The sequence below is a fragment of the Streptomyces sp. NBC_00442 genome (genome assembly GCF_036014195.1).
In the GTDB taxonomy this organism is placed as follows: domain Bacteria; phylum Actinomycetota; class Actinomycetes; order Streptomycetales; family Streptomycetaceae; genus Streptomyces.
Map to the genome: position 1 here is coordinate 2,730,358 of NZ_CP107918.1, position 13,984 is coordinate 2,744,341.

The 13,984-nt window shown below is 69.8% G+C and carries 13 protein-coding genes and 1 pseudogene; 8 read left to right on the forward strand and 6 right to left on the reverse strand.

Translation table 11 applies throughout. From position 1 onward, the window contains the following. The first annotated feature begins 18 nt into the window (after positions 1–18). The 4 genes from sdhA (at position 19) to OG432_RS12220 (ending at position 3,390) form a co-directional block, all read left to right on the forward strand. Positions 19–1,773 carry a succinate dehydrogenase flavoprotein subunit gene (gene sdhA, locus OG432_RS12205; protein ID WP_328310696.1) on the forward strand — a complete coding sequence of 585 codons (1,755 nt, stop codon included), beginning with the start codon at positions 19–21 and terminating at the stop codon, positions 1,771–1,773. Beyond that, entirely contained in the window at positions 1,773–2,537 is a 765-nt protein-coding gene (locus OG432_RS12210) for a succinate dehydrogenase iron-sulfur subunit (protein WP_328310698.1), read from the forward strand. The genes sdhA and OG432_RS12210 overlap by 1 nt, the downstream gene beginning before the upstream one ends. Positions 2,538–2,638: 101 nt before the next feature. Then, positions 2,639–2,776: a hypothetical protein gene (locus tag OG432_RS12215; RefSeq protein ID WP_328310700.1), complete on the forward strand. Its 138-nt coding sequence runs from the start codon at positions 2,639–2,641 to the stop codon at positions 2,774–2,776. Between the two features lie 65 nt (positions 2,777–2,841). Further along, positions 2,842–3,390, forward strand: a complete 549-nt coding sequence (locus OG432_RS12220) for a hypothetical protein (protein ID WP_328310702.1) — start codon at positions 2,842–2,844, stop codon at positions 3,388–3,390. A 41-nt stretch (positions 3,391–3,431) separates the two neighbouring features. Here the strand turns inward: OG432_RS12220 and OG432_RS12225 are convergent, their stop codons facing one another. Together OG432_RS12225 and OG432_RS12230 are read right to left on the reverse strand one after the other, a co-directional pair. Continuing rightward, positions 3,432–4,874 carry a serine/threonine-protein kinase gene (locus OG432_RS12225; RefSeq protein WP_328310704.1) on the reverse strand — a complete coding sequence of 481 codons (1,443 nt, stop codon included), beginning with the start codon at positions 4,872–4,874 and terminating at the stop codon, positions 3,432–3,434. Between the two features lie 145 nt (positions 4,875–5,019). Then, complete coding sequence (locus OG432_RS12230; protein ID WP_443058376.1) at positions 5,020–5,481, reverse strand: Lrp/AsnC family transcriptional regulator; 462 nt, start codon at positions 5,479–5,481, stop codon at positions 5,020–5,022. 76 nt (positions 5,482–5,557) lie between these two features. Between OG432_RS12230 and OG432_RS12235 the strand changes: the two genes are divergently transcribed. Next, positions 5,558–6,484, forward strand: coding sequence for an SMP-30/gluconolactonase/LRE family protein (locus OG432_RS12235; protein WP_328310706.1), 927 nt, complete (start codon positions 5,558–5,560; stop codon positions 6,482–6,484). Between the two features lie 82 nt (positions 6,485–6,566). After that, entirely contained in the window at positions 6,567–7,310 is a 744-nt protein-coding gene (locus OG432_RS12240) for a TetR/AcrR family transcriptional regulator (protein ID WP_328310707.1), read from the forward strand. A 39-nt stretch (positions 7,311–7,349) separates the two neighbouring features. Here the strand turns inward: OG432_RS12240 and OG432_RS12245 are convergent, their stop codons facing one another. From OG432_RS12245 to OG432_RS12260, 4 genes and pseudogenes are all read right to left on the reverse strand, one after another. After that, positions 7,350–7,787 (reverse strand): cytidine deaminase, encoded by a 438-nt coding sequence (locus OG432_RS12245; protein ID WP_328310709.1) that lies wholly within the window; start codon positions 7,785–7,787, stop codon positions 7,350–7,352. Between the two features lie 21 nt (positions 7,788–7,808). Next, positions 7,809–8,545: pseudogene (locus OG432_RS12250) on the reverse strand (helix-turn-helix domain-containing protein). 110 nt (positions 8,546–8,655) lie between these two features. Next, on the reverse strand, positions 8,656–10,875 hold the full coding sequence (locus OG432_RS12255; RefSeq protein ID WP_328310711.1) for an alpha-N-acetylglucosaminidase: 2,220 nt from the start codon (positions 10,873–10,875) through the stop codon (positions 8,656–8,658). A gap of 120 nt (positions 10,876–10,995) precedes the next feature. Continuing rightward, on the reverse strand, positions 10,996–12,558 hold the full coding sequence (locus OG432_RS12260) for an ABC transporter substrate-binding protein (protein ID WP_328310713.1): 1,563 nt from the start codon (positions 12,556–12,558) through the stop codon (positions 10,996–10,998). 305 nt (positions 12,559–12,863) lie between these two features. Here OG432_RS12260 and OG432_RS12265 point away from each other — a divergent pair, with 305 nt between their 5' ends. Further along, positions 12,864–13,097: an SCO4848 family membrane protein gene (locus OG432_RS12265; RefSeq protein WP_328310715.1), complete on the forward strand. Its 234-nt coding sequence runs from the start codon at positions 12,864–12,866 to the stop codon at positions 13,095–13,097. A gap of 290 nt (positions 13,098–13,387) precedes the next feature. Further along, positions 13,388–13,738, forward strand: a complete 351-nt coding sequence (locus OG432_RS12270; protein ID WP_328310717.1) for a hypothetical protein — start codon at positions 13,388–13,390, stop codon at positions 13,736–13,738. Positions 13,739–13,984 lie beyond the last annotated feature (246 nt).

A 13,984-nucleotide genomic window follows, 5' to 3' on the forward strand; every position in this document is an offset into this window, starting at 1 on the left:
GGACTGAGGAATTCTCTGATGAAGATCCACAAGTACGACACCGTCATCGTCGGCGCCGGCGGCGCCGGCATGCGCGCGGCCATCGAGTCGACGAAGCGCAGCCGCACCGCCGTGCTGACCAAGCTCTACCCCACCCGCTCCCACACGGGCGCGGCGCAGGGCGGCATGGCCGCCGCGCTCGCCAACGTGGAGGAGGACAACTGGGAGTGGCACACCTTCGACACGATCAAGGGCGGCGACTACCTGGTCGACCAGGACGCCGCCGAGATCCTGGCGAAGGAGGCCATCGACGCGGTCCTCGACCTGGAGAAGATGGGCCTGCCGTTCGGCCGCACGCCCGCCGGTGAGATCGACCAGCGCCGTTTCGGCGGTCACTCCCGCAACCACGGTGAGGCCCCGGTCCGCCGCGCCTGCTACTCGGGCGACCGCACCGGCCACATGATCCTCCAGACCCTCTACCAGAACTGCATCAAGGAGGGCGTGGAGTTCTTCAACGAGTTCTACGTCCTCGATCAGCTCCTGGTCGAGGAGGACGGCGTCAAGAAGTCCGCGGGCGTCGTCGCCTACGAGCTGGCGACCGGCGAGATCCACGTCTTCCAGGCGAAGTCCGTCGTGTACGCCTCGGGCGGCACCGGCAAGTTCTTCAAGGTGACCTCCAACGCGCACACCCTGACCGGTGACGGCCAGGCCGCGTGCTACCGCCGCGGGCTGCCCCTGGAGGACATGGAGTTCTTCCAGTTCCACCCGACGGGCATCTGGCGCATGGGCATCCTGCTGACGGAGGGCGCCCGCGGTGAGGGCGGCATCCTCCGCAACAAGGACGGCGAGCGCTTCATGGAGAAGTACGCGCCGGTCATGAAGGACCTCGCGTCCCGTGACGTCGTCTCGCGCTCCATCTACACGGAGATCCGCGAGGGCCGCGGCTGCGGTCCCGAGGGCGACCACGTCTACCTCGACCTGACGCACCTCCCGCCGGAGCAGCTCGACGCCAAGCTCCCGGACATCACGGAGTTCGCGCGCACCTACCTGGGCATCGAGCCGTACACGGACCCGATCCCGATCCAGCCCACCGCGCACTACGCCATGGGCGGCATCCCGACCAACGTCCAGGGTGAGGTCCTCAGCGACAACACCACGGTCGTGCCGGGTCTGTACGCGGCCGGCGAGGTCGCCTGTGTCTCCGTGCACGGCGCCAACCGTCTGGGCACCAACTCGCTCCTGGACATCAACGTGTTCGGCAAGCGCGCGGGCATCGCCGCCGCCGAGTACGCGCACACCACCGAGTTCGCGGAGCTTCCGGAGAACCCGGCGGCGCTGGTCGAGGCGCAGGTGGCGAACCTGCTGTCGGCGACCGGCACGGAGCGCGTCGCGGTCATTCGCAAGGAGCTGCAGGAGACCATGGACGCCAACGTCATGGTCTTCCGCACCGAGCAGACGATCAAGACGGCGGTCGAGAAGATCGCCGAGCTGCGCGAGCGCTACCTGAACGTGTCCGTCCAGGACAAGGGCAAGCGGTTCAACACCGACCTCCTGGAGGCCATCGAGCTGGGCAACCTGCTCGACCTGGCCGAGGTCATGGCCGTCTCGGCCCTGGCGCGCAAGGAGTCCCGCGGCGGTCACTACCGCGAGGACTACCCCAACCGCGACGACGTCAACTTCATGCGCCACACCATGGCGTACCGCGAGGTCGCGGACGGCGGCAAGGACTCGATCCGCCTCGACTACAAGCCCGTCGTCCAGACCCGCTACCAGCCGATGGAGCGTAAGTACTGATGGCAACCCCGACGATGGACAAGCTGCAGGAGCTCGAGGCGGACAACGGCTCGCACCTGATCACGGTCACCTTCCGCATCCGCCGCTTCAACCCGGAGATCTCCGAGGAAGCGACGTGGGAGGACTTCGAGCTGGAGATCGACCCGAAGGAGCGCGTGCTCGACGGTCTCCACAAGATCAAGTGGGAGATGGACGGGTCCCTGACCTTCCGCCGCTCCTGCGCCCACGGCATCTGCGGTTCCGACGCCATGCGCATCAATGGCAAGAACCGCCTCGCCTGCAAGACGCTGATCAAGGACATCAACCCGGCCAAGCCCATCACCATCGAGGCCATCAAGGGCCTCACGGTCCAGAAGGACCTGGTCGTGGACATGGAGCCGTTCTTCCAGGCGTACCGCGACGTGATGCCCTTCCTCATCACGAAGGGCAACGAGCCGACGCGCGAGCGTCTGCAGTCCCCCGAGGACCGCGAGCGCTTCGACGACACGACCAAGTGCATCCTGTGCGCGGCGTGCACGTCGTCCTGCCCGGTCTTCTGGAACGACGGCCAGTACTTCGGCCCGGCCGCGATCGTGAACGCGCACCGCTTCATCTTCGACAGCCGTGACGAGGCGGGCGAGCAGCGCCTGGAGATCCTCAACGACAAGGACGGCGTGTGGCGTTGCCGCACCACGTTCAACTGCACCGACGCGTGCCCCCGTGGCATCGAGGTCACCAAGGCCATCCAGGAAGTGAAGCGCGCCCTGATCACGCGCCGCTTCTGACCGTTCCTGCAAGGGCCCGAGCCTGTAAGGGCCTGAGCCCCTACGGGCCTGCCGAGGGCCCCGCACCTGGAAGTTCGCTTCCGGGGGCGGGGCCCTCTCGCATGTACGGGGGAACGCCCCTGAGCGCCGAGGGCCCCGGCGAACTCGTGACGCTGCCCGAGCCGATCGGCGCGAAGGCCACCCTGGACGTGGCGGAGATCCTCGCGTCCGCACAGCCCAAGGGCCGCCAGGAGTCCTGACCCGTCGGCTGTGCGAGGATCTCCCCCGCAGCACATGCGAGCGCGCCGAATTGAAGCGGGGAGAAATGAGCGAGCCGAATCCGTACGGGACCGAGGGCCGGCAGTGGGGGCCCCAGGGAAGCCAGCCGCCCAACTCCGGGCCCGGCTACGGCTACCCGGCCGGCGCCCCGCAGGGCGGCCAGGTCCCCAACTCCGCTCCTGGCTACGGGTATCCGGGCGGCGCCGCCCCGCAGTGGGGGCCGCCGCAGAACCAGCCCGTGATGGGCGGCGGGGTCCCGGTCCTCTCGCTCGGCGACATCACCGTGGTCAACGGCTCGATCATGACCCCGGCCGGCGCCCTCCCGCTCAAGGGCGCGGTGTGGAACGCCACCGACATGTCCCGTACGGAGGAGAAGATGCCGACCGTCGCCATCGTCCTGGCGGTCATCTTCTTCATCTTCTGCCTGCTGGGCCTGCTCTTCCTCCTGATGAAGGAGAAGAAGACGACCGGCTTCGTCCAGGTCACCGTGAACAGCGGCGGCCGCCACCACTCCACCATGATCCCCGCCACCGACGCCGGCACGTTCCAGTGGGTGATGGGTCAGATCAACTACGCCCGCTCGCTCAGCATGTGAGCACGGCGTGTGAGCACGGCGTGTGAGCACGGCGCCGGACCCTACGGCGCCGACAGCACCGTGCCGAGGTCGATGAGGGACGCGAGTGCGAGCGCGGCGTGCGTCACCAGCGGGAACAGGGCACTGACCTGAAGCAGCCCGGACCCCACCCGCCGCGACTCGGTCCGTGACGCCGCCCCGCCCTTGCCCGCGAGCCAGAATCCGCAGGCGGAGGACGCCAGGGGCAGCACCACGAGCCCTCGGGGGATGTCCGCGCGGTACAGCAGGACGTCGAGCAGCAGCGTCAGCACGACGAGCCCGTACGAGCGGCCGATCAGTCGTCGGCGCTCGCGAAAACCGCGGGGCGCCTCGGGCAGCGCCGGTCCGCCGAAGGGCGTGGTCGGCGGCAGGACGTGCGCGGGCGCGGGCAGGAGGTGCGCGGGCGCGGGCAGGAGGTGCGCGGGCGCGGGCGGCGGTGCGGGCGCCGCGGGCTCGGGGTGCCCCGATGCGGCCTGTCCCGGCCGGCCGCCGCCCCACGCCCCGACGCCGGTCCGGGTGCGGGCCGCGTGCAGATCGCCCTCGTGCGGCGCAGCAGTGCCGTTGCGCACGGTCGGGCGGTAACCACCCTCCTCCTCAAGGCGTTTGGGCAGCAGCCGCTCCACCGCGAGCCGCATCGTCCGGGCGTCCGGGAAGCGGTCCTGCCGGCTCTTGGCCAGCGCCCGCGCGACGATGTCCTCGACCGTCGAGGGCACGTCGGCGCCCGCATCGGCGAGGGTCGGCGGTGTCATCGTGCAGTGCTGGTAGCCGATCGCGTTCCCGGTGTCCGCGTCGAACGGGACGGTGCCGGTGAGGAGTTCGAAGAGCATCACACCCACCGCGTACAGGTCCGCGCGCTCGTCGACACCGCCGCGCCCCTCGAACTGCTCGGGCGCCATGTAGTGCGGGGTACCGATGACGATGCCGGTGCCGGTCAGTGCCGTGCCGGCGCCGTCCTGGCCGAGCGCCCGCGCGATGCCGAAGTCCGTCACCTTGACCGAACCGTCGTCGGCCACCAGGACGTTGGCGGGTTTGATGTCGCGGTGCACCATGCCCTGGGCGTGGCTCGCGGCGAGCGCCATCAGCACGTCGGCGGTGATGCGCAGCGACCGGTCGAGGGAGAGCCCGCCGGGCCGGTCCCGCAGGCACGCGCCGAGGTTGCGTCCGCGTACGTGCTCCATGACGAAGAAGGGGACCGGGGCGCCGCCCAGGGTCTCCTCCCCCACGTCGTGCACCGCGACCACATGGGGTTCGCTCAGCCGCGCCATCATCCGGGCCTCGCGTCGGAAGCGCTCGCGGTTGCCGGGGACCGAGGCCACGGCCGCGTTCATGGTCTTCACCGCGACGACCCGGCCCAACGAGGTGTCCATGGCCCGGTACACCACGGCCATGCCGCCTTCGCCGATCAACTCCTCAATGACATACCGCCCTTGGGCCAGTTCCTGGCCCGCCCCGAGAATCGCCGCCACCGCCGGATCACCCTCCCCTGTCCGACGGCCACGCTACAACGGGCTGCCCGTGGTGATCTCGGCGCGTGCCCGGTCGACCCCGCTCGGCGACGACGCGACGAAGCGGGGCGCGACGAAGCGGTGGCGCGGTCCGGATCCTGTCGCGTCACGCCTCGGCGGGCGGCAGCGGGGAGAGGGGGCGTTCGAAGAACGTCTCCAGGGACACGGTCGCGTGGGTGCCGCTCACTCCGTCGATCGCGTACAGACGGCGCAGCACGTCCTGGAGTTGTTCGGTCGTGGTCGTGCGCACCTTGACCAGGACCGAGGCGCTTCCCGCGATCACGTGGGCCTCCTGGATCTCGGGTATCGCGGCGAAGGCCGCCGCCGAGTCGCCCATCCACGCGGTCGAGTCGACCATCACGAAGGCCAGCACGCCCTGGCCTAGCGCCGACGGGTCCACCTCGACGGTCGTGCGCCTGATCACTCCGCGCTCGCGCAGCTTGCGCACCCGCTCGTGCGCGGCCCCGGCCGAGAGGCCCACCGCCTTGCCCAGCGCCGCGTACGCCGTGGTCGCGTCCTGCTGGAGCAGGGAGATCAGCTTGCGGTCGATGTCATTCACGTGAGCCATGGCGCAACCATATCTCGTTCTGTCATAGTCACCGAGGAACGAATGTAATTCTGTGATGTTGCGCGAAGGGGAGATTGTGTCCGATCAGCTGCGTGCTCCGTTGTACGAGATCCTGGACGAGCGATTCCGCACCGGGCGCTGCGCCGCCGGGGACGACCGGCTCGACGTGCTCCACGACGGCTGCCGCTGGGCCGAGGGCCCGCTGTACCTGCCGGCCTGGCGGCAGCTCGTCTGGAGCGACATCCCCAACGACCGGATGCTGCGCTGGGACGAGGAGACCGGCGCGGTCTCCCTCTTCCGCTCCCCCGCCGGGCACCCCAACGGCAACACGATCGACCGCGAGGGGCGGCTCATCACCTGCGAGCAGGGCAATCGCCGGGTCACCCGCACCGAGCCCGACGGGCGGCTCACCGTGATCGCCGAGCGCTTCGGCGGCAAGCGGCTCAACAGCCCCAACGACGCGGTGGTGCGCTCGGACGGATCCATCTGGTTCTCCGACCCGGACTTCGGCATCACCAGCGACTACGAGGGCTTCCGCGCCGACCCCGAGATCGACGGCTGCCACGTCTACCGGGCAGATCCGTCGACCGGCGAGGTACGGCTCGTCGCGGACGGGTTCGGGGCGCCCAACGGCCTCGTGTTCTCGCCGGACGAACGGCAGTTGTACGTGTCCGACACCCGGGGCGGACGCATCCGCGTCTTCGAGGTGAGGGCGGACGGCACGCTCGACGACGGCAGGGTCTTCGCCGAGGTCGCGGACGACGAGAGCCGGTTCGACAACATCCGCTTCGACGACGGCGGCAGGCTCTGGGCCGCCGCCATGGCGGGCGGAGTGCACTGCTACGACCCCGACGGCACGCTCATCGGGCGGCTGCGCGTCCCCGAGCCCGTCTCCAACATCGCCTTCGGCGGACCCAAGAACAACCGCCTCTTCATCACCGCGACCACCTCGCTGTATTCGCTGGTCATGAGCGTGACGGGGCTGCCGCGCGTACGGGTGTGACCCACGGCGGCCGGGCCGCCCCGCCCGTCGGCGGCCGCGACCCTGTCGGCCCGGCCGGACCCCGTCCGATTAGGCTCGTGACGTGCCAGCACAGAACGCGCCCGAAGAGACGGCCCCCGACGCGGACGGGGCCCGCCCCGCCAAGGGCGAGCAGACCCGCACCCTGATCCTGGAGACCGCGATGCGGCTCTTCCAGGAGCGGGGGTACGACAAGACCACGATGCGGGCCATCGCCCAGGAGGCCGGGGTCTCGGTCGGCAACGCGTACTACTACTTCGCCGGCAAGGAGCACCTGATCCAGGGCTTCTACGACCGGATCGCCGCACAGCACCACGAGGCGGTGCGCGAGGTGCTCGACACCGAGACGGATCTGGAGGCCCGGCTCGCCGGGGTGCTGCGGGTCTGGCTCGACATCGCCTCGCCGTACCACGAGTTCGCGGCGCAGTTCTTCAAGAACGCGGCGGATCCGGACAGCCCGCTCAGTCCGTTCTCGACGGAGTCGGAGCACGCGCGCGAGGCCGCTATCTCCGTGCACCGGGAGGTGCTGGCCGGCACGAAGAGCAAGGTACCGGCCGAACTCGCCGACGTACTGCCCGAGTTGATGTGGCTGTCGCAGATGGGGCTCGTCCTGTACTGGGTGTTCGACCGGTCGCCGGGCCGCGAGCGCAGCTACCGTCTCGCGGCACGGGGCGCCAAGCTCACCACCCGGGGGGTCGCGCTCGCCCGGTTCCGGGTGCTGCGGCCGCTCGTGCACGAGGTCCACGAGCTGTTCACGGACTTCCTGCCGGGGATGTCCCAGGCGGCGGCCTCCCGCAAACGGAGCTAGTGCCGTAGCAGGCAACGTTTGCCCTGTAACCGCCGGGGGTCAGCTCGTGCTGAGTGGTGCGCTCTCCTCGGCGTCGAGCTGGTGGTCCGCCCAGATGTAGCTTTCGGGAAGCAGGTCGGTGACGGGCACCATCCGGAGGCTGTCGTTCGTCCCGACGATGACGTTGAGGGCGGGGAAGTAGTCAAGAAGGACCTGGCGGCAGCGGCCGCATGGGGGTACGACGCCTCGGTCGCGGTCACCCACGGCGACGATGGTGTCCAGGTCGTAGGCGCCCTGGGCGGCAGCAGCGCCGATGAGGACCAGTTCCGCGCAGGGGCCTCCGGTGAAGTGATAGGCGTTCACCGCGGTGACGATCCGGCCGTCTCGGGCGCGGGCCGCGGCCGCCACGGTGTGGTTGTCGCCCCGGCAGCGTGTGGCCGCGATGTGCGCCGCTGCCCGGATCAGTTCGTGGTCGACACGGTCGGTCTGTGTGGTCATCTTCTCTGCCTTCATGCGGTTTCAGGCGACGTTGGCCCTGTGGACGACAGCGCGTAGGTGCTTGTCGTCGGCGTGGCGGTTTCGCCGGATGATGTGGCGGCGGATCATGCTGCCCCGCTCCTTGTGGCCGGCGTGGGCGGTGCCGTCGAGGGTGAAGTAGCGCAGGGCGGTGAACTGGGCTTCGACGCGGTTGAGCCAGGAGCTGTTGGCCGGGGTGCAGGCGATTTCGACATTGTTCGCCGCCGCCCAGGTGCCGACCCGCTGGCACTTCTTCGTCAGGGGTCGCGGGAGGTCTTCCAGGTCTTCAGGCGTGGAAAGGAGACGCCTTCCTCGCGGAGCAGGATGCGCAGGCCCTCGTGGCTGATGTCGTCGACCACCCCCTCGGCGGCCAGGAAGTCGGCCAGCTTGGTCAGGCTCCAGGTCGAAAAGGGCAGGTGGTGTTCGGTCGGCTTGGACTTCGCGATCTTCTTGATCTCGCGCCGCTCGGGCAGGGTGAAGGTCTTGGGCCGGCCGCCCTTGTACTTCGGATACAGGGAGTCGAAGCCGTCGGCGTTGAAGTTGTGGATCACATCCCGGACCCGGTCATCGCTGGTGAAGGTGACCTCGGCGATCTTCGCCACCGGCATGCCCTGGGCGGACAGCAGGACCATCTGGGCACGCCGCCAGGTCACCACCCACCCGGCGCCCCGGCGGACGATCCGAAGCAGCCGTCTGCCTTCGCCATCGTCGATCTCGCGTACACGTACTCGTTCTGCCACCCGGACAGGGTGACGGCCACGCGCCGCCCGGCACAGCACAGCACCCGGACGGCGCGTCACATCACAACAGGGCAAACGTTGCCTGCTATGGCACTAGCGGGAGGCGGGAGTCACAGCCCGAGGGCCCGGGTCACCTCCCCCGCCACCTTCACGATGTCGCCGCTGGGCTCCGTCGCGAACGGCGGGTGGGTGCGCACCCACGCGTCCTCGAGGGCGAACCAGTCGACGGGGGCCGGGGGGCGGCCCGTGGTCAGGGACGTGGCGAGCGTGTCGAAGCAGGTGCGCCAGCGCAGCGTGTAGAGGCCGCCCACCAGGCCGGACCACTCCCGGTTGGCGTAGTCCCGCAGATGCCCGCCGTCGGCGGCCGCGCGCGGGCCCCACACCGTGAGGAGCGTCAGCAGGTCGTACTCCAGGCGGTCCTTCTCCTGCGCCGTCGCGCCCCACGACCGGGCGTCGGCGAGCCGGCGTCCCAGCAGGTGATTCCGGTCCGTGGTGACGACCCGTTCCAGGAGGGCGAGGTCGCGCATCCACTGCTCCGTCAGGCTCGCGAACCGTGCCGTGTCCTTCGCCTGGTAGGCGGTACGGATGTCCGGGAGCAGCAGCCGGGACCGGTTGGAGAGGGTCTGGCGGGTCACGTCGAGGAGGTCGTACCGGTAGGCCGACGAGGTCCGCAGGGCCGGGGCCACGGCCAGGAGCTCGGGCAGCGCCTTGGCGAACTCGGCCGCGTCGTAGCGCAGTTGACGGGGCGACCAATATCCCGCCGACAGGGCGTTCAGGTCGGGCCGGGCGCCGAACAGGCCGTCCGCGCCCTCGCTCCAGGAGTCGGCGCGCGTGGTGCCGTACGCGGTGCGGCGCAGCACGTCCCAGGCGCGGGCCGCGTGCGCGTCGTCGGCGCCGTACCGGTAGCGCGGCCACTGCCGGAACCACTCCTCCAGGTCGAGCGTCCCCTCCGTCCAGGGCAGGTCGGAGAAGAGGGCGAACGCGGCGGGATTGTTGTCCGCGCCCTCCGGCATGAGCGCGATGCCGTCGAGCGCGCTGTCGGGCTTGGTGCGCCAACGCTCGTACAGGGAGGCCCAGTCGGGAGTGTTGGCACCCATCACCGTGTGGCCGCCGAAGTTCCAGATGGAGCCGAACGCGTACGGCGTGCCCTCCCAGGTCTCCTCGCGGTCGGTGACCGAGGGGAAGCGGTCGGAGAGGCCGTCGACGATGAACAGCCTGGCCTTGTCGACGGCTTCGACGATCTCGCGGTGCGGGTTGTTCTGCCAGCCCAGGATGGTCCAGAGCGCCCCAGGACGCGCCGTGCGCAGCGCGCTCTCGACGGCCCGCGCGGCGTCGCCGATCGGCACGTCGCCGGGGGTGCCGCCTTCGTGCAGCAGGTCCATCTTGTACGAGGGGGCGGCGCCGAGCAGCTCGTTCTGTACGTCGTAGAACGTACCGGCGACGCGGCCGAAGGCGTCGCAGCGGGGGTCGAGCCAGTCGGGCCGGGGGAAACCGCCCCACACGCCCTGCGGCACCACGCGGGCACCCGGCTCGCGGTCGGTGAAGCCGGGCGGGACGGTCCCGAAGTAGCCGGGCAGCACCGGACTCATGCCGAGTTCGCGCAGCCGGGTCACGACGCGGACCGCCAACTCGGCCCTTTCGTGGAGGAGTTGTCGGGACAGGGGGCCGCCGAATCCGGACATGTTCTGGAGCAGCCACCAGGGCTGATGCGCGGGCCCGGGGAGCCAGGCGCGCAGCTCGGTGTCGTCGTAGCCGTGCTGGAGGAAGGTGCGGTGGTAGACGGTGTCGGCGCCGAGGTAGACCAGCACCTCGTTGTATCCGTGCAGGGCCAGGACGTCGAGCTCGCGCTCCCAGTACGTCCAGTCGTGGTAGGGGCCGGTGTAGCCGTCGTTGGTGTCGTTGAAGGCGAAGCGATGGGTGACGCCGGCCGTCTTCTCGATGGGCGCGGGCACGGCGGGCAGCGTGGCGGGCAGGCCGGTCTGCTCGCCCGTCCAGGAGATGTGGGCGTGGGCCACGTGCCGCAAGTACCAGTGGAATCCGGTGAGTTGAACGGCCGGGGTGCTGCCCTCGACGAGGATCCGCCCGGCGCCGCCCGAGACGCGGAAGCGGTCGCTGTCGCGGCCGGCCGCGCGGGGCGCGATCGCGCGGGGCGTGGCGCGGAAGGTGACCTGCCCCGCGTGGCGGGGCAGCAGCCGGGCCAGTGCCCGTGCGGCCGGGTCCGGCGCGGCGGGGGCGCCGGCCTGGGCGGCGTGCCCGGTCCCGGTGCTCGCCCCGAGGGCGAGGGCCGATCCGGCGAGTGAGCTCAGGAGCGTACGGCGGGAAAGGCGCATCCTTCGACGGAAGCAGCGACTCCGGGCGCGGTCAATGGAGCAGAACCGGTGGCGCCTTGGACAGAAGCCCTTTGGGTGAACCCCACCGGTTCACATCCGCCCCCGCGGCCCCACCCGGGCTCAGATCCAGCCCAGCTCCCACAGCCGCCACACGCCCGTGCCGTCGGAGAGGTACTGCGAGCCGCTGATGTCCTTGCTGCCGAGCACATAGTTCTTGCCCTGCCACAGCGGGATCAGCGGAACGTCCTCGGCGACCTTCTCCTGGAGCGCCTTGAAGTCGTCGGCGGTGCGTCCGCGGTCGGTGTACTCCTGGGTCTGGCGGATGAGTTCGTCCGCCGTCTTGTCGGAGTAGTTGTTGTGGAGGCTGTTGCCGGTACCGACGAGCGGCTGGCTGAAGTTGTCGGGGTCGGGGAAGTCGGCGAGCCAGCCGGCCGTGTACGCGTCGTACTTGCCCTCGGCGTAGTTCTGCTGCATCTTCCGCCAGTCGGCCTCGGCGATCAGGTTGACCTTGAACAGGCCGTCCTTTTCGAGCTGCTTCTTGATCTCCTCGGCCTCCGCGCCGTTCGCGCCGAGCTTGCGGTAGGCCAGGTCGAAGCGGACCGGGAGCTGCTCGCCCTTCAGGAGCGCCTTCGCCTTGGCCGCGTCGGGCTGCGGGTAGGCGTCGAAGAACGCGGTGCTGTGGCCGGTGAAGCCCTGCGGGATCACCGAGTACAGGGGGTCGACGGTGCCGCTGTAGACGGCGTTGACGAGCGCCCCGCGGTCGATGAGGGAGGCGGCGGCCTGACGGACCTTGACCTTGGAGACCGGGCTCGACGACTTGAGGTTGAAGTTCACCGCGCGGATGTCGTAGCCGGGGGAGGTGGTGATCCGCAGATCGGGTCCCGGCGACAGCTTGGCGAGGACCTGCGGCGGCATCTCGCGGTGGGTGACGTCGATCTGCTTGGCCTGCCAGGCGTCGTTGAGCTGGTCCGCCTCGGCGAAGTAGCGCACCGTGACGGGCAGCCCCCTCTTGGTCACCGCGCCGTGGTAGTGGGAGTTGGGCTCCAGGCTCGCGCTGACCGGGCGCCCCGAGGAGTCCTTCGTGTACCCCTTGAGCACGTACGGACCCGAGCCGGTCACCGAGTCGCCCTTGCGCAGGGAACCCGCGGGGTAATCGGTGCTGTCGACGATCGAGCCCGCGCCGGTGGCGAGCTTGGAGGGGAAGGTGGCGTCCTTGGTCTTCAGGTTGAAGGTGACCGTGTTCCCGTCGGCCTTCACCGAGCCGATCATGGCGAACAGCGGCTGGGGACCCAGATCGGAATTGATCTTGAAGATCCGGTCGAAGGAGAACTTCACGTCCTCGGCGGTCACCTTGCGCCCGCTGGAGAAGGTGAGGTCGTCCCGGAGCACGCACTGGTACGTCTGGAGCTTCTGCCCGACGAAGGTGCAGCTCTTCGCGGCGTCCGGGACCGGCGTCGCGCTGCCTTCGCGGAAGGTCATCAGCGACTGGTAGACGTTGTTGTAGATCGCCCAGGATCCCGCGTCGTAGGCACCCGCCGGGTCGAGCGAGGTGATCACGTCGGTCGTCCCGACGGAGATGGGGTCCTTCTTCGCCTGATCGGACGGCAGCAGCTGCCAGCCCCCCACGCCGGCGACCACCACCGCCGCGCCTATTGCCACCATCCGCATACGGATCGACCGCATCGCCGTGCTCTCCTCGGAACGCCCCACCCTTGCCGAACGCGCGGTGTCGGCACGCTGCGCCCGTGATGGGGCTCACCCAATCACACGACCTTCACATTGTGGAAGGGACAACCTTTTTCTCACAGCCACTCGTTAGCCGAGCGTGACGGAACCCTCCGTATCCGCCTGTTCACGGCGAAGTGTGCGCGGCGAGAGGAATCCGAGCGTCCGCAGGTTCTTCACAGAGCCCCCGCCCACCGGGCCCGGCGAGGCCGGCTCGATACTGGCTGGGAACGCCGTGCCCGACCCCCCGAAGGACTCCCCTCATGAAGCTCAGCCGTCGCGTCTCCTGGTTCCTGCTCGCGTTCGGGGCCTGGTCCTGGGTGGTCTGGGTGACCTTCGCCAAGAACCTGTGGGCCGATGCCAGCGGACTCGCCTTCGACCACGGCCGGCCCACGGCGTACTTCTGGGTCCACCTGACGCTCGCCATCGTCTCGTTCATCCTCGGGACGATCATCGGCGTCATCGGGCTTCGGGGCGTTCGGGCGAACCGCACGTAGAAGCCCCGGCCGTGCTCGACGGGAAGGGGAAGCGTACCGACGGGGCGGCCTACGGGTGGAGCGGACAGCCGGTTCCGGGGGCGCAGGGGCCCCCTCCCGGCAGGGGCGGGCGGGCGTGGGGGTCCGGGCGTGGGGGTCCTCCACGTGGCGGTAGAGGTATCGCTTCTGCGCCCTCCCTACGGGTGGCTTCCGCCGCCGAGGATGTATCGGAGCTGGCCACGCAATCCTGAGAGGGAGGCCCCAGACCTCGGCGCCCACATCCCCAACCCCCTGCCCCCTAGCAGCACTTCGTGCGTTTCCGCCATACGGTCGGCGCCGCCCTCGGCGCCCTCGCCCTCGTCGTCACCCTGCCCACCTCGGCCAACGCGGTCGACGGCTATGCCACCTACTCGTGGGGCACGGCGGAGAACCCGAAGTTCGGCAAGCTGGACCACCCGGAGGGAAGGGTCTGCATCAACATCCCCGAGGTCGAATCCGGTAAGAGCGCTTACGCCTGGAACTTCAAGAACAACACCCACTCGAACCTGTTCCTCTTTCCCGACGCCGAATGCCAGGGTGACCACACCTCTGTGAACGCCGGTGGAAAGCCTGATTCCAAGATCAAGTTCAAGTCCGTGTACTTCCGCCTGACCAACACCTGACCCACCGTCCAAGCCCTGGCTCATCGCCCCGGCGCAGCGTCAACGCCGCGCCGGGGCGGAGTCGTGTCACGCCACGCGAGCGGCCCCGAACTCCGTACGCGACGTGAGCCGATGGCAGCCGTAAGCCAATCCCGCATTCGCAGCCGCGTAAACCGGTCAGGGGGCCGCGGTGACGGTCGCTCCGGCCGCCGGCATCGTGGCCTTCGCCGCCACCTGGTCGCTGGTGACCTTGGCGTCCGCGGAGAC